The sequence below is a fragment of the Actinosynnema sp. NPDC050801 genome (assembly GCF_040673975.1).
Lineage (GTDB): Bacteria > Actinomycetota > Actinomycetes > Mycobacteriales > Pseudonocardiaceae > Actinosynnema.
Map to the genome: position 1 here is coordinate 181,118 of NZ_JBFAQZ010000005.1, position 22,997 is coordinate 204,114.

14 protein-coding genes and 1 pseudogene are annotated in these 22,997 nt (G+C 73.5%); 8 read left to right on the plus strand and 7 right to left on the minus strand.

What is annotated here, in order from left to right; all coding sequences use genetic code 11:
- Both AB0K14_RS13600 and AB0K14_RS13605 read right to left on the minus strand, forming a co-directional pair.
- Nucleotides 1–1,553: pseudogene (locus AB0K14_RS13600) on the minus strand (hypothetical protein); the annotation flags it as partial.
- A 10-nt stretch (nucleotides 1,554–1,563) separates the two neighbouring features.
- Nucleotides 1,564–3,156: a beta-1,3-glucanase family protein gene (locus tag AB0K14_RS13605; protein WP_360450329.1), complete on the minus strand. Its 1,593-nt coding sequence runs from the start codon at nucleotides 3,154–3,156 to the stop codon at nucleotides 1,564–1,566.
- Nucleotides 3,157–3,364: 208 nt separating this feature from the next.
- Between AB0K14_RS13605 and AB0K14_RS13610 the strand changes: the two genes are divergently transcribed.
- Together AB0K14_RS13610 and AB0K14_RS13615 are read left to right on the plus strand one after the other, a co-directional pair.
- On the plus strand, nucleotides 3,365–4,564 hold the full coding sequence (locus AB0K14_RS13610; RefSeq protein ID WP_360450332.1) for a cysteine desulfurase-like protein: 1,200 nt from the start codon (nucleotides 3,365–3,367) through the stop codon (nucleotides 4,562–4,564).
- A gap of 135 nt (nucleotides 4,565–4,699) precedes the next feature.
- The gene (locus AB0K14_RS13615) at nucleotides 4,700–5,872 is read left to right on the plus strand and encodes a hypothetical protein (RefSeq protein ID WP_360450335.1); all 1,173 of its coding nucleotides are present in this window, start codon (nucleotides 4,700–4,702) and stop codon (nucleotides 5,870–5,872) included.
- Between the two features lie 61 nt (nucleotides 5,873–5,933).
- Here the strand turns inward: AB0K14_RS13615 and AB0K14_RS13620 are convergent, their stop codons facing one another.
- Complete coding sequence (locus tag AB0K14_RS13620; RefSeq protein ID WP_360450337.1) at nucleotides 5,934–6,536, minus strand: acetoacetate decarboxylase family protein; 603 nt, start codon at nucleotides 6,534–6,536, stop codon at nucleotides 5,934–5,936.
- Nucleotides 6,537–6,766: 230 nt separating this feature from the next.
- Between AB0K14_RS13620 and AB0K14_RS13625 the strand changes: the two genes are divergently transcribed.
- The gene (locus AB0K14_RS13625; RefSeq protein WP_360450340.1) at nucleotides 6,767–8,833 is read left to right on the plus strand and encodes an acyltransferase family protein; all 2,067 of its coding nucleotides are present in this window, start codon (nucleotides 6,767–6,769) and stop codon (nucleotides 8,831–8,833) included.
- Nucleotides 8,834–8,849: 16 nt separating this feature from the next.
- Here AB0K14_RS13625 and AB0K14_RS13630 read toward each other — a convergent pair whose 3' ends face one another.
- Both AB0K14_RS13630 and AB0K14_RS13635 read right to left on the minus strand, forming a co-directional pair.
- Nucleotides 8,850–12,368: a DEAD/DEAH box helicase gene (locus tag AB0K14_RS13630; protein ID WP_360450343.1), complete on the minus strand. Its 3,519-nt coding sequence runs from the start codon at nucleotides 12,366–12,368 to the stop codon at nucleotides 8,850–8,852.
- Nucleotides 12,369–12,424: 56 nt separating this feature from the next.
- Nucleotides 12,425–13,561, minus strand: coding sequence for a nucleotide pyrophosphatase/phosphodiesterase family protein (locus tag AB0K14_RS13635; RefSeq protein WP_360450346.1), 1,137 nt, complete (start codon nucleotides 13,559–13,561; stop codon nucleotides 12,425–12,427).
- Nucleotides 13,562–13,597: 36 nt separating this feature from the next.
- Between AB0K14_RS13635 and AB0K14_RS13640 the strand changes: the two genes are divergently transcribed.
- From AB0K14_RS13640 to AB0K14_RS13650, 3 genes are read left to right on the plus strand one after another with little or no spacing between them, the layout of a single operon-like run.
- Nucleotides 13,598–14,104 carry a DinB family protein gene (locus AB0K14_RS13640; protein ID WP_360450349.1) on the plus strand — a complete coding sequence of 169 codons (507 nt, stop codon included), beginning with the start codon at nucleotides 13,598–13,600 and terminating at the stop codon, nucleotides 14,102–14,104.
- Nucleotides 14,105–14,152: 48 nt separating this feature from the next.
- Entirely contained in the window at nucleotides 14,153–14,455 is a 303-nt protein-coding gene (locus tag AB0K14_RS13645) for a hypothetical protein (protein WP_360450352.1), read from the plus strand.
- Nucleotides 14,424–14,555: a hypothetical protein gene (locus tag AB0K14_RS13650; RefSeq protein ID WP_360450354.1), complete on the plus strand. Its 132-nt coding sequence runs from the start codon at nucleotides 14,424–14,426 to the stop codon at nucleotides 14,553–14,555. Before AB0K14_RS13645 ends, AB0K14_RS13650 begins: the two co-directional genes overlap by 32 nt.
- Here AB0K14_RS13650 and AB0K14_RS13655 read toward each other — a convergent pair.
- Nucleotides 14,533–16,914: an HAD-IC family P-type ATPase gene (locus AB0K14_RS13655; RefSeq protein WP_360450673.1), complete on the minus strand. Its 2,382-nt coding sequence runs from the start codon at nucleotides 16,912–16,914 to the stop codon at nucleotides 14,533–14,535. The genes AB0K14_RS13650 and AB0K14_RS13655 overlap by 23 nt on opposite strands.
- Before the next feature lie 89 nt (nucleotides 16,915–17,003).
- Between AB0K14_RS13655 and AB0K14_RS13660 the strand changes: the two genes are divergently transcribed.
- Together AB0K14_RS13660 and AB0K14_RS13665 are read left to right on the plus strand one after the other, a co-directional pair.
- On the plus strand, nucleotides 17,004–19,337 hold the full coding sequence (locus AB0K14_RS13660) for a phosphoketolase family protein (RefSeq protein WP_360450357.1): 2,334 nt from the start codon (nucleotides 17,004–17,006) through the stop codon (nucleotides 19,335–19,337).
- Between the two features lies 1 nt (nucleotide 19,338).
- On the plus strand, nucleotides 19,339–20,409 hold the full coding sequence (locus AB0K14_RS13665; RefSeq protein WP_360450360.1) for an acetate/propionate family kinase: 1,071 nt from the start codon (nucleotides 19,339–19,341) through the stop codon (nucleotides 20,407–20,409).
- Between the two features lie 31 nt (nucleotides 20,410–20,440).
- Here the strand turns inward: AB0K14_RS13665 and AB0K14_RS13670 are convergent, their stop codons facing one another.
- Nucleotides 20,441–22,723 carry a tetratricopeptide repeat protein gene (locus tag AB0K14_RS13670; protein WP_360450363.1) on the minus strand — a complete coding sequence of 761 codons (2,283 nt, stop codon included), beginning with the start codon at nucleotides 22,721–22,723 and terminating at the stop codon, nucleotides 20,441–20,443.
- Nucleotides 22,724–22,997: the final 274 nt, after the last annotated feature.

The following is a 22,997-nucleotide window of genomic DNA, read 5'->3' on the forward strand; positions in this document are numbered from 1 at the left end:
GTGGGTGCCGTCGTGGGCGAGCCGGTGGTCGGCCCAGCGGGTGGCGATGTGGGTGGCCCGGCCGGCGAGCCGATCGGTGGCGCGGTGAGTGGCGCGGGGGCTGGGCCGGCCAGCGAGCCGACGTGGACGTCCTCGGCGCTGTAGGCGGTGCTGACCACGGCGGCGATGGTGTGCTGGATCGCGGTGCCGGCGGTGGGCGCGGTGCCGGCTGTGGGTGCGGCGCTTGCGATGGCTGCGGTGCCGGTGCCGGTGCCGGTGGCGGCTGCGGTGCCGGTGGTGGGCACGGTGCTCGCGGTGGGCGCGGTGGCGGCTGCGGGCACGGTGCTCGCGATGGCTGCGGTGCCGGTGGCGGGCGCGGTGCCGGCGGTGGTGGCAGCGGGCACGGGCGCTGGGGTGGTCGCGGTCAGGTGTTCGGCGTGGCCGGCCAGGCGGGTCAGTTCCTGGAAGCCGGTCGGGGTCAGGGTGTGGACGGTGGTGTCGAGGCCGTCCGCGAACAGGGCGATCACCGCTCGGCCGGCCTGGGTCAGTTCGGTCGGGCAGGCAGGTGTTCCGGCTGTCAGGTTTCGGTGGGGTGAGTTCGGGTCGGAGAGGCCTGGGCGGGGAGCCTCTGGTTGGGGCGGGTCTGGGTGGGGCGGGGGGACGGGGGTTGGTTGCCGGCCTCGTTGTTTCAACCGACGTTCGAGGTTGCGAATAACGGCGTTTTCTTTGATGGAACTTTCAGGATCACCCGATTGAGTTAGTCGGTCCAGCACGGAGAAGTCGAAGACCGCGCGACCTCCCACCAGGCCCGGAGGGGTCGTGGCCAGGTAGGCCAGTCGCCATCCCCGATCATCGTGCCACCACACCGGCGAAGTCGCCTCCACGTGCGCGGGACCCAGGTCGTGAGCCTCGCCGTCGACCACCAGGTGCAGCGCGGGGTGGAGCGAACCGGGGTCTATCTCCGGCGTAGCCCACGTCAGCACGGCCAGTGGACCGCCGTCGGGGCGTTGGGCCAGTTCGACCACGTGCCGATCGCCCAGACCGGCCGGGGTGTGCGGCACAAGGGTGGTCAGGTCGATGACGTGGAGCCTGGCCGGGTCGGGTCGTTCGCCCCACACCCACGCGTCGTCACGTGCCGCGGCACGCCGGTCGTCCTCCGCGGTCGGCTCGTCGTGCGCGATCACGGCAACCGCCGCGCCGCCGGCGAGCGGCAGGTGGTCGAGCACGCCCCGGCGCCGGCTGGTCAGCTCCGCCACCACGCCGTCGTCCACCCCGACGCGGCGCAACTGCGGGCACCCGCGTCGCGCCGCGTCCGACAGGTAGAAGACCGCCGTCGAGTCCGGTGACCACCGCGGACGTGACTCGTCGACCTCCGAAGACCCGGTGAGGAGCCGCGGCGGACCAGCGCCGTCCGCCGGCACCAACCACAGCTCGCTCACCGGGTGCTCCCCGGCCCGACCGACCGGCACGACGGCGTGGACGACCCACCGACCGTCCGGTGACAACGCCGGCGAACGCGGCACCCGCCCGTCCACGACCATCTCCGCGGTCAACGCCGCGGTCGGCTCGATCACGACCGCCAGGCTAGCCGCGCCGCCACTTCTGGTTCGCCGTCCCGCCGCAGTCCCACAGCTGCAGCACCGCGTCGTTGGCCGGGTTCCAGTCGGCGATGTCGACGCACTTGTCCGCCTGCGGGTTGACCAGGTCACCGGCCGCGGTCAGCACGAACTGCTGCGCCGCGTTGCCGCTGCACCTCGCGATCTGGACCGGCGCGCCGTTCGCGGTCGAGCCCCACGCCACGTCCATGCACATGTCGTTCCGCGTGCGCAGCGTCCCCCCGGTCGCCTCCCACTCCTGGTTCGTGCCACCGGTGCAGTCCCACACGACCAACCGCTGACCGTCGGCGAAGTTCCAGTTCGGTACGTCGACGCACTTGCCGTGCCACGCGCTGACGATGCTCCCGGCCGGCCCGGCCGGGGGAGGGCCGGCCGCGCCGAACGGGGTCAGGATGATCCCCGCCGCACGCGGATCACCGTCGTGCACCAACGACTCCTGCGCCTGCACGTCGTCGAACGCGAAGCCGTAGGCCTTGCCGTCCACCATGTTCTGGTGCACCAGCCGCGAGTAGTGGTTGGTCAGCGAACCGCGGTAGAAGTCGGCCGGGCCACCGCCAGGCTGGGTGTCGATCGTGCCGAGCGTGGCACGGTGCAGCGCCGCGCACAGGGTCCGCGCGATGGGCCCCACGACCTGGTCGTTGGGTGCCGCCAACGCGCCGTCGCAACCCCACACGTTCGACGTGGACGGCTTCGCGAACGACGCCACCTGCCTGCCCGACGAGTCGGTGAAGGTCATGGTGGTGCCGGAGGTCCGGCCGAAGTAGCGGACGTCCGGCCGGTCGCCGAACGGCACCACGGTCAACGTCTTGGTGCTGTAGGCGTTCCACGCCTGCGTGATGTACGGGTCGAGGTACGCGCGGTCGAACAGGCCCGCGTCGGCCGCCTTGCCCGGCGCGAGCACGCGCAGGACCGTGCCGTCGGCCCGGGTGCGGATCGTGTTCGCCCAGCCGGGCTGGTTGCGCACGCCGTTGATCACGTTCTCGCGGCCGTTGGAGACCAGCTCACCGGTCTTCTTCGTCACGCCGCTCGCACCGGTCACGGTCACCGCGTGCGGCACGGCGAACTGGTCCACCTGCGAGCTGTTGAGCCACAGGCCGGCGTCGTTGTAGGTGAACTCGCTCCAGTCGAACAGGATGTCGTGGTTCGGGTCGCCCGCGGCCCACGGCGCCGGCTGCACCAGGCCGTCGGGGGTCAGGAAGAACCTCAGTTTGTCGCCGAACGACATGTAGACGCGACCGGAGATGAACCGGGGCACGCGCAGGGTGACGCTGCCGCCGTTGGCCGGGCCCGCGATCGACACGTCCGGCGCGGGCACGGGCGGGTTGGCGCCCGGTGACCACGGGGTGAACGTGCCCGCCCGGTCGACGTACCCGAGCCGCCCGCCGGGGCGGATGTCTGTGCCGAGCACGTACAGGTGGACGGCTTCGGACCGGCCGCTGTTGTTGGTCACGGTGATCGGCAGCAGGTCGGGTCCGACGGCGGCGGCCGGTGTGGCGGCGGCCAGGGACGCTGACGTGGCCAGCGCGGCGAAGGCGCTCAACCACTTCGTCAGGGTGCGCATGGGTGCGACTCCTCGGTGCAGGGCAGGCTGATCCGACCTCCCGGCCGGTTCAGGGCGGCCGAGAGGGCGAGCGCGCGACGGCGAGACCCGTCGGCCTCGTCCGTGAGAGCGCTTCCACAAGCGTTGTGCAATGGTTGGACCAATGTCAAGAGGTGAACGTGACGCGGACCACTGGAGTCCGATGTGGATCGGCGGTCACAGTGGTGCCATGACCTACGACGTCGAGTCCGTCCGCGCCCGCTTCCCGTCCCTCGCCACCGGCACCGCCCACTTCGACGGGCCGGGTGGCTCGCAGGTGCCCGCCGCCGTCGCCGACGCGGTGCGCGGCGCGATGACCTCGTCCCTGGCCAACCGGGGTGTCGTCACCGCCGCCGAACGCGCGGCCGACGCGATCGTGCTGGACGCCCGCCGGGCGATGGCCGACCTGCTCGGCGCGCCGCCGGAGGGCGTCGTGTTCGGGCGCAGCATGACGCAGCTGACCTACGACTTCGCCCGCACGGTGGCGCGCACCTGGCGTCCCGGTGACGAGGTGGTGGTGACCAGGCTGGACCACGACGCGAACGTGCGGCCGTGGGTGCAGGCGGCCGAGGCGGTGGGCGCGGTGGTGCGGTGGGTCGGGTTCGACCCGGCGACCGGCGAGCTGGACGACGTGGCCGACGTGCTGTCGGAGCGGACCCGGCTGGTGGCCGTCACGGCGGCGTCGAACCTGATCGGCACGCGTCCGGCGTTGGCGGGGATCGCTGCCGCCGTGCACGCGCGAGGTGCGCTGTTCTACGTGGACGGCGTGCACCTGACCGTGCACCACCCGGTGGACGTGGCGGCGATCGGGGCGGACTTCTTCGCGTGCTCGCCGTACAAGTTCTTCGGGCCGCACTGCGGTGTGGTGGCCGGGCGGCCGGAGGTGCTGGCGGAGCTGCGGCCGGACAAGCTGCTGCCGTCGTCGGACGCCGTGCCCGAGCGGTTCGAGCTGGGCACCCTGCCGTACGAGGTGCTGGCCGGCTGCACGGCCGCGGTGGACTTCATCGCCGACCTGGTTCCCGGCACGGGCACGCGGCGTGAGCGGATCGCGGCGTCGCTGGCGACGGTGGGGGAGCACGAGGACGGGTTGCGGGAGAAGGTCGAGGCGGGGCTGGCCGGGTTGCCGGGGGTGGTCGTGCGGTCGCGGGCCGCGTCGCGCACGCCGACGGTGCTGGTGACGTTCGCCGACCACGCGGCCGCGGACGCGTACCGGTATCTGGCGGGGCTGGGCGTGAACGCGCCGGCGGGGTCGTTCTACGCGATCGAGACGTCCCGGTGGCTCGGGCTCGGCGACACCGGCGGGCTGCGGATCGGGCTCGCCGCCTACTCGACCGAGGCCGAGGTGGACCGGCTGCTCGACGGGCTGGCCGCGTTCCTGCTTTCGGCCTAGCGACAACCCCTGACGTGTTGGGTCGACCGGCGCAATGTCGGCGGGACACCTGAACAGCCGCCGACGGGCGCCCGTACCCCCGGACGAGAACGGGTCGCCCCGCCGCGCAGGTGGCCCCACACAGGAAGGTGGTCCATGAGGCACACAGTTCCTCAGCTCGGCAGGAAACGCGCGGTCGTGATCGGTGCGGTCGGCGTGGCGGCGATGGTCGTGACGGCGGTGGCCGCGCTCGCCACGGCGGGTGGCGACGATCCTCCCGGGCAGGCGATCGTCTGCCCGTCGCCGGTCGGTGCGCTGGCCGCGGTGCCCGAAGCGGCGCGGACCGAGGTCGCCCGTGAGCTGGCCAACCTGGACAAGCAGCTCAAGGAGGCCAACGAGCGGTTGGTGAGCACGGAGGGCCAGGGTGGGCCGAACTTCGTGGACAACGCGATCCTGGGTCCGTTGGCGAGCAAGCGGACCGCCGCGTTGGACCGGATCGCGATCGCCATCGACCGGGTCGCGGAGAAGCCGGCCGGGTTGGAGCGGTTCGCCGAGTGCGAGCTGGGCGAGGCCGGCGACGTCGTCGAGGTCACCGCACCCCCGGCGGCGGATCCCGCGAACGACGGGCAGGTGATCGAGTGCCCATCTCCCGTGGGTGCGTTGGCCGCGGTGCCGGCGGCGGCTCAGGCGGAGGTCACGCGTGAGTTGGCGAACCTGGACAAGCAGGTCGAGGAGGCCAACGAGCGGTTGGTGAGCACGGAGGGTCAGGGTGGGCCGAACTTCGTGGACAACGCGATCTTGGGTCCGTTGGCGAGCAAGCGGACGGCGGCGTTGAACCGGATCGAGACGGCGATCGGTCGGGTCGCGCAGAAGCCGGAGGGATTGGAGCGGTTCGCCGAGTGCGAGCTGGCCGAAGCCCAACCGGAGGCCGACCAGCCCGCAACCGATGAGCCTGCGGCCGATGAGCCTGCGGCCGATGAGCCTGCGGCCGATGAGCCTGCGGCCGATGAGCCTGCGGCCGACGAACCGGCGACCGGTGAGCAGGTGATCGAGTGCCCGTCTCCTGTAGGTGCGTTGGCCGTGGTGCCGGCGGCGGCTCAGGCGGAGGTCACGCGTGAGTTGGCGAACCTCGACAAGCAGCTCAAGGAGGCCAACGAGCGGTTGGTGAGCACGGAGGGTCAGGGCGGGCCGAACTTCGTGGACAACGCGATCTTGGGGCCGTTGGCGAGCAAGCGGACGGCGGCGTTGAACCGGATCGAGACGGCGATCGGTCGGGTCGCGCAGAAGCCGGAAGGGCTTGAGCGGTTCGCCGAGTGCTCGCTGGAGTGATCGTGGCCGGGCCGGTCCGGGCGCGCACCCCGGACCGGCCCGCCGCGTTGGAGCGCCGGGGTCAACGGCGGCGTGGTCCGAACGTCATCCGCATCCGGCGCACGGCGAGGCCGAGCAGCGGTCGGTGGGGGAGCAGCCAGGCCAGCGGACCCGTCGGGGCGACGTCCCAGACCACCCCGACCGGGGCCACGTGACCGGTGGCGCGCAGCGGGGTACGGGCCAGACCCCGGCCGAACGCCTGCCACGTCGACGTCGCCGCCGGCAGCCGCACGCCGAACCGCGGCGACCCGGCCCGGACCGACGCGATCGGACCGCGCGCGTCACCGGCGGACGCGGCGAGGTCGCCGTCCCACTCGAAGTCGGCCGATTCCTTGGGGATGCCCCACAGCTCGCGCCCACCCGCGCGGGACGCCGGGCTGTCCACCCAGATGCGCGTGATCGACACACCGAACCGCGGGCCCTTGCGCACCAGCACGGCCGCCAGCAACTCGTGGTACGCCATGCCCGGCGGCCGGTAGTCCACGAACGCCGTGCCGACCACCGCCCGCCCGAACAACGTCACCGGACGCACCGGCAGCGGCGGCAGCGCGGTCGCCCGCACCAACCACACCGACACCCACGCGCGGCCGTGCAGCCGCCACGGTTCCGGCGGATAGCTCACCATCGGGGGTCCTCACTCCGGCGGCACGGTCAGGCGCGGCGCTTGGGGCAGTGTGCGCGATCACCATTGTCGGGCCACGACGACATCGCCCGCTCAGCGAGGCGCGGCGGTGGCGGTCAGCGCCGGGAACAGCGGCTTCCGAGCCGGACGAGGCGAGTCGGCGCGCGCGGTGATGTACCGTGCTGCGCCGACAGTCTGTAGTGGGGGCACACGTGTGGGGGACGAGCTAAAGCGTGAGTACGGTCATCGAGGAACGCGCGCCCGTCGAGGCCAAGAGACCGTCGGCGTTCCGCACCGACATCCAGTCCCTGCGCGCCGTCGCGGTGCTGGCGGTGGTGGTCAACCACCTCTGGCCGGGCGGGCTCACCGGCGGCTACGTCGGCGTCGACGTGTTCTTCGTCATCTCCGGCTTCCTGATCAGCTCCCACCTCGACCGCGAGATCACCGCCACCGGCCGCGTCCGGCTCGGCCGCTTCTACGCACGCCGCATCCGCCGGCTGCTGCCCGCGGCGCTGCTGGTGCTCGTCGTCAGCATCGTGGCCGCGTACTTCCTGCTGCCCTACCCGCGCTGGGAGGCGACCGCGGCGGAAGCGTTCGCCAGCGCCCTGTACTGGGAGAACTGGCTGCTCGCGGCCAAGTCGGTCGACTACTCGGCGGCCAACGCGGCGGCGAGCCTGGTGCAGCACTACTGGTCGCTGTCCGTGGAGGAGCAGTTCTACCTGGTCTGGCCGCTGCTGCTGGTGCTGCTGTTCAAGATCCGGCAACGGCGGGCGCAGATCGTCGGCATCGCCGCGGTCGGCGCGGCGTCGTTGGCGTTCAGCGTCTACTACACGCAGGTCGAGCCGAGCCAGGCCTACTTCATCACGCCGGTCCGGGTGTGGGAGTTCGCGCTCGGCGCGTTGATCGCGCTGACCGGGGTGGAGCTGTCGAAGCGGCTGTCCGGCGCCGCGTCGGCCCTCGGGTTCGCCATGATCCTCGGGTCGGCGTTCGCCTACGGCCACGGCACGCCGTTCCCCGGTTACCTGGCGTTGGTGCCGACCGTCGGCACGGCGCTCGTCATCGCGGCCGGGACGCGTCCCGGCCGGCAGTGGCACGCGCCGGTCACGGCGTCGTCGCCGGTGCAGTTCCTCGGTGGCATCAGCTACTCGCTGTACCTGTGGCACTGGCCGCTGATCATGATCGCGCCGTTCGTGTTCGGCGACGCCTTGCAGGCCGGCCGGATGACCACGCCTTACCTGCTCGTCGTGCTCGCGGCGTCGCTCGTGCTGGCCTACCTGTCCAAGGTGCTGGTCGAGGACCGGGGCATCGCGATCCGCGTCGGCTCCGGTCGCACGTTCGCCGCGATGGTGGTCGGCCTGGTCGTCGTCTCCGCGGCCGCGGGCGGGCTGGACTGGACTTACGGCCGGCACGTCGCGCAGGCCGAGCGTGACGTCGCCGAGCACGGCACCGGGCCGTGCGCGGGCGCCCAGGCGATGATCCCGGCCAACGGCTGCCCGAACCCGCTCGGCCCGGCGAAGGTCGTCCACATGGGGCCGGCGAACGAGTACTTCAAGCAGCCGCCCGGCTGCGCCGCCGCCGAGGACGTGGAAGACGTCATGGTGTGCGACTACAGCGGTGGCTCCGAGTCCGCGCAGGCCGTGTGGCTCGTGGGCGACTCGCACGCCCAGCAGTGGCAGCCGCCGGTGGCCGACCTGGCTCGCGAGCACGGCTGGGTGCTCAAGCTCGCCTACCTCGGCGGGTGCCCGTTCGCGGAGGTGGACTTCGTCGGCTACCGCGGCACGGCCACCGACGAGGCCAAGCGCAAGTGCGCCGACTGGACCGCGCGGATGACCGACGTGATCGCGGAGGACTCGCCGTCGGTGGTGCTGACCTCGTTCTACGCGCGCCAGGAGCTCGTGGACGACGGCAGCGGCCGGTCGCAGGTCGAGCAGTACCGCGACGGGCTCGAACCGCGCTGGAGGCGGTGGACCGACGCCGGCGCGCGCGTGGTGGTGCTGGGCGACCCGCCGCTCAACGGTGAGGTCCGCGACCACCAGTGCGTGGCGCTGAACCCGGGCGACCCGGCTCCGTGCGCGGTAGACCGCGCCACCGCCCAGCCGCCGGACCCGCTGTCGGAGGTCGCCAGGACCAGCGACAACCCGGCCGTCTCGTTGGCCGACTTCAGCGACTACTTCTGCGACGAGCACAAGTGCCACGGCGTGGTCGGCAACATCGCCGTGTACTACGACCCGGACCACCTCAACGCCGCCTTCAGCCGCACCCTGGCACCGATGGTCGCGGAGGCCGTGAACCGCCGTTGAGCGGTTCGCGGCGGGGTCACCGACGCGCGCTGCCCAGACCGCGGCGGGTGCGCGCGGGTGGCGGCGAGGGCTCGGGTTCGGGCGCGCGCAGGGTCGTGTAGGCGTCCAGCCAGCCGGTGGCGCGGTAGTCGCCGCGCCTGGTGAACACCGCCACACCCGTCCCGGCCTGCTCGTCGTCCTCCGTCGCGGGGTACGCCAGGGTGGAGGTCGACGTCGTGGGCGCGGTCCAGGCCCGGCCGCGCCAGGCGATGGCGGTCGCGCCGGTGCCCCCGGTGACCGTGGCGGTGTCGGCGTGCGCGTTCAGCACGTGGTCGGTCGTGCGTTCGCGCAACAACGCGGTGTACCCGGCGTGGTCCAGGACGCAGCCCGCCGGTGAACGCCCCGGTGGCCAGTCCGGCGCCCGGACACCCCGGGCGATCGCCGAACGCCACAGGTCCGGCACCACGTCCCTGAGGTGCGCGCGGGTCGCCATCTCCTCGCACATCCACAGCAACCGGCCCGCGCCGCGGCCCGGCGCGAGACCCCGCCAGCGCACGCGGTGGTCCAGGTCGGCGGCCACCACGGCGATCCACGGGTGCACGGTGCCCAGCACGCCCTGCGCGGCCAGCCACGCCAGGAACCTCGGCGCCTGCTCGTACACCGGGTGCAGGGTGGCCATCGGGATGCCGCCGGCCACCCGCCGCCTGGCGGAGTCGAACAGGTGCGGCGAGCGTGCCGCGAGCAGCAGCGCCGCCCACGCCAGGTCACCGGGCGCGGTGGTCGTCTGCGAACCCAGGCCCTTCACCGACGTCGTGTTGGTGATCTGCGACGTCCGGCCGCCCGCCTTGATCACCGTGGCCACCGCGGGCCGCACCGGTTCGGGCACCGGGATGCCCGCCAGGTCGCGCACCGCGACCGACAGCACCAGGCTCAGCGCGTTCTCCGCCTCGTCCGGGTCCTGCGGCACGGGCAGCAGGCCGAGCGTGCGGCGCAACCGGTGCCCGGTGTGGGTCGACACCATCATCCGCGCGGTCAGCCGGCCCAACTCGGTGATCGCCAACCGGCCGTCGGTCGACGTCAGGTGACCCTCGTCCACGAGGAACGCCACGGCCTCCTGCACCGGCTCCAGGTCGTCGTCGCCCTGCGCGTGCGCCAACGTCTCCACCCACCACGCCTGCGCGTCGTCCACCGTGCCGATCCGGCCCTGGAGGACCTCGGCCAGCACGTGGTCGGGCAGGGAGTCGCGGATCCGCGAGTACACCGAGTACCCGGCGACCAGCCTGGTCTGCCAGTCGGCGCGCTGCGTCTCGTCGACGACCAGGTACGACCAGCCCTCGGTCTCACCCGCGCCGATGCGCCCCGCCCGGCCGAACATCTGCAGCACGGTGGAGGTGTCGATCGGTTCGCCGCCGATGGAGACGTCCCGGACGATCACGGCCCGGGCGGGCAGGTTCACGCCGGCCGCGACGGTGGAGGTGGCCACCAGGACGTCCGCCTCACGTGCCCGGAACGCCCGTTCGGCGGCGTGCTTGTGCTCGTAGTCGGCGTAGTGCAGGCGGACGCCGACCTCCGCGCACGCCTTGGTCAGGCCGTCGACGTCGTCGGCGGCGACGGTGTGCACGGGCGCGCCCCGGTCGGCGGCGATCGCCATCGCGGTGGAGCGGACGTTGCGCTTGGAGCCGCAGAACACCAGCACGCTGCCGCCCTCGGCGGTGTGCCGGTGGGTCAGGTCGAGCACGACCTGCTCACGCAGGCGGTTGTTCGCGGTGAAGCCGGAGGCGGCGGGGATCGTGGGCAGCTGCCAGGTGACCGTGGACGGCCGCCAGGTCGTGGCCACGAGGTCCGCCTCCAGCCACTCGGCGACCTCGGCGGCGTTGGACACCGTCGCCGAGAGCCCGACGATCCGGACCGGTGAGTCGATGCCGCGCACCCGGGCGAGCAGTGCCTCCAGCAGCGCGCCCCGGCCCGGGCTGCCGAGCAGGTGGATCTCGTCCACGACCAGGCAACCGACCTCGCCCAGCGCGGCCTGCAGTGAGCCGGCGCGGCAGATCGCCTCGAACTTCTCCGTGGTGGCGACCCACAGGTCGGCCGCCTTGACCGCTTCGACGTCCACGGCGTACTCGCCGGACAGGCGTTCGACGCGCAGGCCCTCGGTGCGCCAGGTCTCCAGTTCGCGGTCGAGTTCGTCGGTGAGCGAGCGCTGCGGCACGAGCCAGGCGGCCTTGCGGCCCTCGTGCAGGATCGCCTTCAGCACGGCGAGCATGCCCATCGCCGTCTTGCCCGCGCCGGTCGGTGCCGTGATCAGCAGGTGGGAGTCGCCGTCCACCAGGTGGGGCGCGGCCTGGGCCTGCGCGGGGTTGAGCACGGGGAACGGCAGGAACCGCGCCCAGTCGGCCGGCACGAACCGCCCGACCGGGACCGGATCGGGCACGGCGCCGGGGTCGACCGGTTCGTGCAGGTCCCACAGCATCCCGAAGGCCAGGCGAGCCGCCCGCGCCCCCTCGCCCACCACCGGTTCGCACCGCTGCGGCGCCACCCCGCCGACGTCCGACAACCAGGCGGCGGCCGAGGTCGCGGACACCTCCTCCTGCTCCAACCAGTGCCGGACGGCCCGGAACGGCACCCCGGCCTCGCCCAGCCGCGCCCGCAACCCGTCGAACTCGGGCCGGTCGGGCAACACGACCCGCGCGTCCACCCCGGCCGGCAGCGCGGTCACGTCCAACGCCGGGTCGACCGTCTTGCACCACCACACGGGCCGCGCGTCCAGTGCCGCCAACGCGGGCGGCAACGCCGGCACACCCGCCGCGCGGGTCGTCGGTGCGCCCTCCGAGCCGCTGAGGATCGACCGGATCCGGGCCGCCATCGCGACCGTGGAGACCCGCCGCGCCGGCCGCGCCTGCGGTGCCCGTTCCGCTTCCGCGGCCTCCGGCTCCGGAGCGGCTTCCAGCTCATCTCCGGGACCGGTCCCGCGCCCCGCGGCCGCCGCCGCGGCGGACTCCGACCCGGGCCGCTGCTTCGGCTCCGGCTGTTCCCGTGCCGGCCGCCGCGACCCCCGTTCCACCGGCTCCACCTGCTCCGGCGCCGGATGCCGGTCGGTCCGGCGTTCGTCGGTTCGGGGTTCGTCGGGCACGGTGTCCCGGCCGGCCGGGGGAGCGGCGGGCCCCTGCCGGTTCGCCGGCGGTCGGCGGACGGCGTGGGTGGCGCTGGCGAGGGCTTCGAGTTGGGCGTCCTCCGCGAGGCGGCGCGAGACGGCGTCCGGGCGCAGGTCGCCCAGCACCGAGCGTTGCGCGAGCTTCAACTCCCGCAGCGTGAACGACGCGGGGCACGTGGGGCACGCCACGGCGGCCTGGAGCTGGTGCCTGCCGCGGTCCGGGTGGGCGCGGTAGAGGCCGTGGATCTCACCCGCGCACTTCGGGCACCGGCGGTCGATGGGCACGGGCGACAGCTGCCAGCCCGGCTCCGTGTACCGCGCGATCGCGGGCTCCGGGCGGACACCCCACCTGGCCTCCACCACCCCGGCGACCGACGTGTCCACCACGGGCGACCCGTCCTCCACCCATCGCCTCCGTCCCCGCCGCCGGCCGTCGACCCCCTGGCGGCCGACACGTGATGCTATGCCGAACCGATCGTGCGCAGGACCGGGACGTGCTGCTCCTCCTCCGTCAGCGAGCCGTGGTGCCCCACCAGCTCGGTCAGGGCGGTCTCGACCTCCGAGCGGACCACCGCCAGCGAACCCCTCGCCGCCACGACCAGGTCACCGATCCGCGGCAGCACGTGCTCGTCCACGCGCGGCCCGAACCACCCCGCCGCGACGGCCTCCGCACGTGACGCGATCCACGCCCGGTCACCCAGCCGCTCGACCCACCTGGCCCGCACCGCCTCCGCGTCGGACGTGTAGACGTGCCGGACCCGCGCCTCACCGCCGAGCACCCGCACCCCCTCCCGCAGGGTGACGTCGGTGTCGAAGTCCACCCGGTCCTCCGCCGGCACCATCCCGTGGTCGGCCGTCACGACCAGCGCGCCACCCGCCGGCAGGCCGTCCGCGACGGCCGCCGCCAACCGGTCGACGAACCGCAACTGCCAGCGCCACGGCTCGCTGCCCGGCCCGTACACGTGCCCGAGCGCGTCCAGGTCGGCGTGGTAGGCGTAGCAGAGCACCCGGTCCGCCGACCGCAACGCCTCCGCCACCCGCGCCACCAGGTCACCGAGCCCGAGCACGTCCTGGAACCGCCCGCCCCGCAGCACGGCCCGCGACAGCCCGCTGCCCTTCTGGTCACGCGGCAGCACGAGCGGCACCGCCACCCCGGCGTCGGCGGCCACCTCGAACGCCGTCCGCCGCGGCTGCACCTCCTCCGGCACGAGCACGGTCCGCAGGTCCACGTGTCGCGCCGACCCGTACCGGCTCCACCTCAACGCGTCCAGCACCTCGTCGCCGGCGGCGAACGTGTACCCGACCAACCCGTGCTCACCGGTCGGCAGGCCAGTACCGAGCGCGGCCACGCTGGTCGCCGTGGTCGCCGGGAACCCGGCCGTGATCGGCGACCCGGCCAACGACGACAGGAACGGCGCGTCGGCCTCGTGCTCCCGCAGCAACCGCCACCCGAGACCGTCGACGAGCAGCACGCACACCCGCGACGGGCCGGAGATGCCGAGCACGTCGACCATCCCGGGCACACCCATCCCGGCCAGCAACGACGGCACGACGTCGGCGAGCGATCCGGCCCCGTACCGGGGCACCAGCGGGTCCATGGCACCCGACCTTAGCCCGCCGGGGACGATCTACCCATGATTACCGAACGCCAAGGACCACCCTTGCGGGGCGGCGAGCGCGAGACGTTGCGCGCGTTCCTCGACTACCACCGCGCCACGCTCGCCATGAAGTGCGACGATTTGTCCACAGAGGACTTGCGCCGCCGCTCCATGCCGCCGTCCACGCTCACCCTGCTCGGCCTGGTGCGGCACATGGCCGAGGTGGAGCGGACCTGGTTCCGCCGGGTGATCAACCACGAGGACGTCCCGCTGGTGTGGTCGGCCGACGGCGACTTCCAGGTCGCCTACGACGCCTCCACCGCCACCAGGTCCGAGGCCTTCGACGCGTGGCGGGCCGAGGTCGAGCACGCGCGCCGCATCGAGCGCGAGGCCGAGTCCCTGGACGTCACCGGCCACCACGAACGCTGGGGCGGGGAGGTCTCGCTGCGCCTGGTCATGCTCCACCTCATCCACGAGTACGCGCGGCACAACGGGCACGCCGACCTCCTGCGCGAGGGCATCGACGGCACCGTCGGCGCGTGACGCCAACGGCGGGTCCGCCCGCTGCTCGTCGCGTCCGACACCGTCACCGTGCTCGTCACCAGCCGCAACCGGCTGGCCGGCCTGGTGTCGCGCGACGGCGTCGAGCGGCTCGGCCTGGACGTGCTGTCGCCCGACGAGTCGATCACGCTGCTGCGCGCCACCGGCGGCACCGACCGCGTCGACGCCGGCCCGACCGCCGCCGCACGCCTCGCCGACCAGTGCGCCCGCCTGCCGCCGGCCCTGCGGATCGCCGCCGAGCGTTGCGTGGACGCGCCGTTCACCACGTTGGCCGATGGAGCACTATCGGCGGTGCATCGAGGTGCACCGGGAGGTCCGCAACCTGTCCGGTGAGGCATCCGGCGCACGGGAGGTGTGGCAGCAGTCGTTGGCGATCTTCGACGGCATCGGCAGCGCGGAGGCCGACCGGATCAGGGCGCGGTTGGCCGGTTGAGCCGGTCGACGAGCTCCACCAGTGCCGCCGCCACCGCGCCGACCACCGCGCCCACCAGCAGGCGCTGCGGTGTGACGTCGAGCAGGAAGATGTCCGACGCCAGCACCGGCACGGCCAGGATCACCGCCGCCGACACGGCCAGCCCGGTCAGGAGCGCCGCCTTCCAGCCGGTCAGCGGCCGCGAGACCAGTGACAACGTCCACAGCGAGGCGACGAGCACCACGACCGTCGCCACCGTCCGCCCGGCCGCCGGACCGCCGGCCGGGTCGAGCCGGCGGATCACCAGGTCGCCGGCGAACGCGGCCAGCCCGATCACCACACCGGTCGGCACAGCCAGCCGCAGCACGCGCCGCAGGAAACCCGGCACGTACCGGCGCCGGTTCGGGCCCAGCGCCAGCACGAAACCCGGGACGCCGATCGTCAGCGCGGAGATCATGGTGAGCTGGATCGGCGCCAACGGGTAGGCCAGCCCGCTCACCAGCACGACCAGCGCCAGCACGAGCGAGTACCCGTTCTTCACCAGGAACAGGTTCGCCGCCCGCTCGATGTTGGCGATCACCCGCCGACCCTCCGCGACCACGTCGGGCAGGTGCGCGAACCGGTTGTCCAGCAGCACGAGCTGCGCCACCGCCCTGGTCGCGGCGGCGCCGTTGCCCATCGCCACGCCGATGTCGGCGTCCTTCAACGCCATCGCGTCGTTGACACCATCGCCGGTCATCGCCACCACGTGCCCGCGCCGCTGCAACGCGCCCACCATGGCCCGCTTCTGCTGCGGCGTCACCCGGCCGTACACGGCGGAGGTCTCCAGCACGTCGGCCAGCTCGTCCGGGTCGTCGGGCAACGTGCGGGCGTCCACCGCCTCGTCCGCCGCCGAGATGCCGGGCACCCCGACGGCCACCGCGACCGCGCCGACCGTGCGCGGGTTGTCGCCGGAGATCACCCGCAGCGTCACGCCCTCCTCGGCGAAGTACCGCAGCGTGTCGGCGGCGTCCTCGCGGATCCGCTCGGCCAGCACGACCAGCGCGCGCCCGGCGAGGCCGGCGGGCAACGACCTGCCGTCGGCGGGGGAGCCGGCCGAGGCCAGGACCAGCACCCGCTTGCCCCGCGCGGCGATGTGGGCCGCGCGCTCCGGCCACGCACCTCCCGCGGGGAACACCATCTCCGGCGCGCCCAGCACCCACGTGCCGTGCCCGTCGGCGTCCACGGAGGACCACTTGCGAGCCGACGAGAACGGCACGCCGCCGGTCCGCCGCCAGGTGGTCGAGGTGAACGACGCGGCCAGCGCGGCGGAGGTCGCGTTCACGTCCGGCGCCGACGCCAGCAACGCCAACGCCTCCCCGACCTCGTCCCGCGGACCGTCCACGACCAGCGAGTCGAACACGATGTCGCCGTGCGTGAGCGTGCCCGTCTTGTCCAGGCACACGACGTCGACCCGGGCCAGCACCTCCACCGCGGGCAGCTCCTGAACCAACGTCCGCTGCCGCGCCAGGGTCACGGCGGCCACCATGAACGCCAGGCTGGTGAGCAGCACCAGGCCTTCGGGGACCATGCCGACCAACGCCGCCACGGCGCCGGTCATCGCCTCCTGCCAGCCGTCGGTGTCGGGGCTGCGCAGCTGGCTCAGGAGCAGCAGCGGGCCGACCACCAGCATCACCAGCGAGATCCACCGCAGCAGCTTGTTCGTGCCCGCGACCAGTTCGGACCGCACCACGGTGAACCGGCGCGCCTCGGCGGTCAGCCGGCTCGCGTAGGCCTCCGCGCCGACCGCCGTGGCCCGGAACCGGCCCGACCCCGCCACCACGATCGACCCCGACCGCACCTCGTCGCCCACCGCCTTGTGCACCGGGTCGGACTCGCCGGTCAGCAGCGACTCGTCCACCTCCAGCCCGTCGGCGGCGTCAACCACGCCGTCGGCCACGACCTGGTCGCCGGTGCGCAGCCCGATCAGGTCGTCGGCCACCACCTCGCCGACCTCGACCTCGGACGTCACACCGTCGCGCGTCACCCGGGCGTGTGGCGCGTTGAGCACGGCGAGCCGGTCGAGGGTGCGCTTGGCCCGCAGCTCCCCGACCACGCCGATCGCCGTGTTGGCCACGACGACCAGTCCGAACAGGCCGTTCTGCCAGCGCCCGGTGGCGAGGATGACCAGGAACAACGCGGTCAGCAGCCCGTTGAACGGCGTGATGACGTTCGCCCGGACGATCTGCCCGGTGCCGCGGCTGGTGCGGGAGCCCACCGCGTTGGTCCGCCCGTCGGCGACCCGCTCCGCGACCTGCGCCGAGGTCAACCCCTCCGCCTGCGCCACCCCCACACCGGCGACCTCGGACATCCGCACCTCCCGCGCCCGACCGGGCCCCATCGTCACCCGGCGCACCCGTTCCCGCCCGCCCACGCCCGGCGGACGCGGTCGAGTTTCGGCACCCGGTGATCACGGCTAGCGTCGGGTCCATGCCGTCGACCGGGCAGCAAGCGGACGACCTCGACCTGCTGGACGCCTACTGGCGTGCGGCCAACTACCTGTCCGTCGGCCAGATCTACCTGCTGGACAACCCGCTGCTGCGCGAGCCGCTCCGACCCGAGCACGTCAAACCGCGCCTGCTCGGCCACTGGGGCACCACCCCGGGCCTCAACCTGCTCTACGCCCACATGAACCGGGTGATCCGGCAGCGCGACCTGAACGCCCTCTTCGTCACCGGTCCCGGCCACGGCGGACCCGGGCTCGTCGCGAACGCCTACCTGGAGGGCACCTACAGCGAGGTCTACTCGACCATCGGCGAGGACCTGGACGGCCTGCGCGCGCTGTTCCGCCAGTTCTCCTTCCCCGGCGGCATCCCGAGCCACGTCGCGCCGGAGACGCCGGGCTCGATCCACGAGGGCGGTGAACTCGGCTACGCCCTCCTGCACGCGTACGGCGCGGTGTTCGACAACCCGAGCCTGCTGGCGTTGTGCGTGGTCGGGGACGGCGAGGCGGAGACCGGGCCGCTGGCCGCGAGCTGGCACTCGAACAAGTTCCTCGACCCGACCCGTGACGGCGTGGTGCTGCCGGTCCTGCACCTCAACGGCTACAAGATCGCCAACCCCACCGTGCTCGCGCGCATCCCGGACGACGAGCTGGCGTCCTTGCTGCGCGGCTACGGCCACACCCCGCACTTCGTCGTCGGCGACGAGCCCAAGGCCGTGCACGAGCAACTGGCGTCCACGTTGGACACCGTGCTGGACGACATCGCGGAGATGAGGACGGCCAGGCAGCGCCCACCGTGGCCGGTGATCGTGCTGCGCACCCCGAAGGGTTGGACCGGACCGCGCGAAGTGGACGGACGGCCGGTCGAGGGCACCTTCCGCGCGCACCAGGTCCCGCTCGCCGGCACCCGCACCGACGCCGGTCACCGGGCGCGGCTGGAGGAGTGGATGCGCGGCTACCGGCCGGAGGAGCTGTTCGACGACAACGGCGGGCTCGTGCCCGAGCTGCGCGCCCTCGCCCCGACCGGCGACCGGCGGATGAGCGCCAACCCGCACACCAACGGCGGCCGGGTGCTGCGCGACCTGCGGATGCCCGACTTCCGCGACCACGCGGTGACCGTGGCGCGGCCCGCCGCGGAGAGCAGCCAGGCCACCGAGGTGCTCGGCGCGTTCCTGCGCGACGTGACCCGCCGCAACCCGGACAACTTCCTCGTCATGGGCCCGGACGAGGTGGCGTCGAACCGGCTGTCGGCCTTGTTCGAGGTCACGGACCGCAAGTGGCGGGCGGGGACCGTGCCCGGCGACGACCACCTGGCACCGGACGGCCGGGTGCTGGAGGTGCTGTCGGAGCACCTGTGCCAGGGCTGGCTGGAGGGCTACCTGCTCACCGGCAGGCACGGCCTGTTCACCAGCTACGAGGCGTTCATCCACATCGTCGACTCGATGCTCAACCAGCACGCCAAGTGGCTCAAGACGACCCGCGCGATCCCGTGGCGCGCGCCGCTGGCGTCGCTGAACTACCTGCTGTCGTCGCACGTGTGGCGGCAGGACCACAACGGCTTCAGCCACCAGGACCCCGGTTTCCTGGACCACGTGGTGAACAAGAAGGCCGAGATCGTCCGGGTGTACCTGCCGCCGGACACCAACACGCTGCTGTCGGTGATGGACCACTGCCTGCGCAGCAAGCACTACGTCAACGTGGTCGTGGCGGGCAAGCAGCCCGCGCTGACCTACCTGGACATGCCCGACGCGATCGCCCACTGCGCGCGCGGCCTGGGCATCTGGGACTGGGCGGGCACCACCGAGGGCGAGCCGGACGTCGTACTGGCGTGCGCGGGCGACATCCCGACGCTGGAGACCCTGGCGGCGGCGAAGCTGCTGCGCGAACACCTGCCCGGGCTGAAGGTGCGGGTGGTGAACGTGGTCGACCTCATGCGCCTGCAACCGGACACCGAACACCCGCACGGCCTGTCCGACCGCGACTTCGACGCCCTGTTCACCACGGACAAACCGGTGGTCTTCGCCTTCCACGGCTACCCGTGGCTCGTCCACCGCCTCACCTACCGCCGCACGAACCACGTCAACCTGCACGTGCGCGGCTACAAGGAGGAGGGCACCACGACCACGCCGTTCGACATGGTGATGCTCAACGACCTCGACCGGTTCCACCTGGTCATGGACGTGATCGACCGCGTGCCGTCGTTGGGCGGCGCGGCGGCCTCGGTGCGCCAGGGCATGGTCGACGCCCGGTTCGCCGCCCGCCGGTACACCCGTGAGCACGGCGAGGACGACCCGGCGATCGCCGGGTGGACGTGGGGCTGACGTGCGGGTCCTGGTGGTCAACGCGGGCTCGTCCAGCCTGAAGCTGCGGCTGCTGGCGGCCGACGACGAGGTGGAGCGCACCGCCGACGTCGAGCCGGACCCGACGCGGCTGGGCGAGGTGCTGGAGGGCTGGCCGACGCCGGACGCCGTCGGGCACCGGGTGGTGCACGGCGGGACCAGGTTCACCGACCCGGTGGTCGTCGACGACCTGGTGCGGCAGGCCCTGGTCGACCTGACCGCGCTCGCGCCGCTGCACCAGCCGAAGTCGTTGGCGGGCCTGGACGCGGTGCGCCGGCTGCTGCCGCACGTGCCGGCGGTCGCGTGCTTCGACACCGCGTTCCACACCACGATCTCCGCCGCGGCGGCCACCTACGCCGTGCCCCGCGAGTGGCGGGAGCGGTACGCGATCCGCCGCTACGGCTTCCACGGCCTGTCCCACGCCCACTGCGCGCGCCGGGTGGCCGAACTGGTGTCGCCCGGCCTGCGGCTGGTCAGCTGCCACCTGGGCGCGGGCGCGTCCCTGGCCGCGATCGCCGACGGCCGCAGCGTCGACACCACCATGGGCTTCACCCCGCTGGAGGGCCTGGTGATGGCCACCAGGTCGGGCACGGTCGACCCCGGCCTGGTGCTGTGGTTGGAGGAGCACGCGGGCCTGTCGCCGCACGAGGTCGCGACCGCGTTGGAGCAGGAGTCCGGCCTCACCGCGCTGGCGGGCACCGGCGACCTGCGCGAGATCGACGCGGCGGCGGCCGACGGCGACCCGGACGCCGTGCTGGCGCTGGACGTCTACACGCACCGGCTCGTCGGGGGCGTCGCCGCGATGGCCGCCGCGCTCGGCGGCCTGGACGTGCTGGCGTTCACCGGCGGTGTCGGCGAGAAGTCGGCCACGGTGCGCCGCCGTGCCGCGGAGAGGTTGGGATTCCTCGGCATCGCGATCGACCCGGACCGCAACGGGCACGTCGACGGCGACACCGACATCACCGGGCCCGCCGCGAAAGCCCGGACCCTCGTCGTCACCGCGCGTGAAGACCTGGAGATCGCGCACGGCACCCGCAGCGCGCTCAGCCGCTGATCGACTTGCCGTTGCCGACGGCCTTCGGCGATCAGGCGACGGTGTCCGGGGCGGCCAGCCGGGACCGGATCGCCAGCACCTCGGCGGTGCGGTGCTGCGACCGGTACAGCTCCAGCGCCTGCGACCAGGCCTCGCGCGCTTCGTCGTGCTGGCCCAGCGCGGAGTGCGCCTGCGCCAACAGGTCCAGCGTGTCGGCCTCCTCGCCGCGGTCGTTCAGGCTGCGCAGCACGGCGATCGCCTCGCGGAAGTGCTCGACGGCCCGCGCGTGGTCGCCGGTGCGGTGGGCGATGTGCCCGACGCTGCTCAACGTGTAGGCCTCGCCGTCGGCGTAGCCTTGCCGCCGGTTCAGCTCCAGCGCGGCCGTGCAGTACTCCGCCGCGCGCGTCAGGTCACCGAGCCCCACGTGGTACCAGCCGACCGAGTTGAGCATGTTCGCCTCACGGGTCGGGTCGCCCAGCCCCTGGTAGAGCTCCAACGCCTGGTACGCGTGCTTCAGCGCGCGCTCGCTGTCGCCCTGCTGGTGCCAGGCGGCGGCGAACGCCTCGTGCGTGCGCGCCTGCCCCGCGACGTCGTCGGCCCGGTGGAACAGGTCCAACGCCCGGTTCAGGTTCGCCAGGCCCTCGCGGTGCTCGCCGACGTCCAGCAGCGCCACCCCGAGCCGCCGGTGCGCGCGGGCCCGGTCGCCCGGGTCGTCCAGGTGCTCGACGGCGGCGACGGCGGTCCGCCACGTGGCGAGGTTGTCGCGCCGGTGCCCCTGCCGGTAGTGGAACGTGTGCAGCACCCAGCCGAGCCGCCACGTCGGGGTGTGCCACCCGTGCCGGGCGGCCAGGAGCTGCGCCTCCATCAGGTTGGCGTGCTCGACCTCGAACCACGCCACCGCGCGCGCCAGGTCGGGCAGCGGGTGCGGTGTCACGCCGGGCACCGGGCGGCCGATCACGATCGGCGGCCGGTGCGGGTCGAGCACGCGTTCACCGGAGTACGCGGTGTGCAGGTAGAAGTCGAGCAGCCGGGTCAACGCCTCGTGGCGCACCGGTTCGGCGATGTCGCGCGTCGCCTGCTCGGCCGCGTACAGCCGCACCAGGTCGTGCATCCGGTAGCGGCCCGGCTCGTGCTCCTGCACCAGGCTTTCCGCCTCCAGGTCGCGCAGCCGCACCCGTGCCTCGGCGGTGGGCACGCCGATCAGCGCGGCGGCGGCCGGCAACCCGATGTCGCGACCCGGCGCGAGGCCGAGCAGCCCGAACGCGGTGGCCGTCGGCTCGGCCAGCGCCTGGTAGGACCAGGAGAACACGGCCCGCAGGTTGGCCTCGGCGTCGTCGATGTTGAGCGCGTCCAACCGGCCGGCGTGGTCGCGCAGCTCGTCGGCCAGGGCGGCCAGCGAGAACTCGGGGTGGCTGGTCGCGCGGGCCGCCACGATCCCCAGGGCCAGCGGCAGGCCGGCGCAGAACGCGACCAGCTCGTCCACCGCGCCGGGCGCGGACGCCAGCCGGTCCGGGCCGAGGTGGCGGTCGAGCAGGTTGCGGGCCTCGTCGTCGGGCAGCACGTCCAGGTCGACCTGGCGGGCACCGTGCGCGGTGACCAGGCGGGTCAGCCGGCGGCGGCTGGTGATCAGCACGGTGCACGTGGGGCTGCCGGGCAGCAGCGGCACGACCTGGGCCGTGTCACGGGCGTTGTCCAGCACGATCAGCATCCGCCGGCCGGCGATCACGCTGCGGTACAGGCCGGCCTGGGCCTGCGGGTCGCCGGGCATGGTGGCCGGGTCGACGCCCATCGCCTCCAGGAAGCCGCGCAGGGCCGCCGCCGGCGGCACGGGTGAGCACGTGGGGTCGAAGCCGCGCAGGTCGACGTGCAGCTGGCCGTCCGGGAACAGGTGCAGGTTGCGGTGCGCCCAGTGCAGCGCCAACCAGGTCTTGCCGATGCCTCCAGCGCCGCTGAGCGCGGAGATCACCACGGCCGCGGGCTGGGCCGTGAGGGCGGCCGTGACGTGCGCCAGCTCCCGTTCCCGCCCGGTGAACCCGGCCGGGGGAGCGGGCAGCTGCCGGGCCACCGGCTCGTCCTGGGACGCGGTGGTCTCCGACGTCGCCATCGCCCACCGCCGGTGCAGCTCGACCAGTTCGGCCTTGGTGGCGCCGCAGGCCCGTGCGATCCGCGCCACCAGCTCGAAGTGCTCGGGCACGGCACGGCCCTGGCAGTAGCGGTGCAGTGCGGACCTGCTCAACCCGGTCCGCTCGCCCAGCGTCCGGTAGCTGCGACCGCTGCGCCGCTTCAGTTCGCCGAGCGCTCGCGCGAACGCTTCGACGTGCGCCGATGACGACATGCACCGCCCCCTCGATGATCCAGCGTCCCACAGGCTGTCCCACCGGTCCACGTCGTTGCAGCTCAAGGCATCCGGGCTGTCCCAGCGTCCCGTGCCACTCGCGCCGCCGTGCCCGGATCCGCCATCGTCGAACCCGACGGACCGGTGGGCTCGGCGCTTGAGGGGGATGCCGCGCCTGCCGTTCGGTCGACGGCCACCCCACGCGCGGGGTGCCGGAAACCGGGGGCGTCCGGCCGCGTCGACGAACCACGACGCGGCCGGGCGGGGGTCCGGT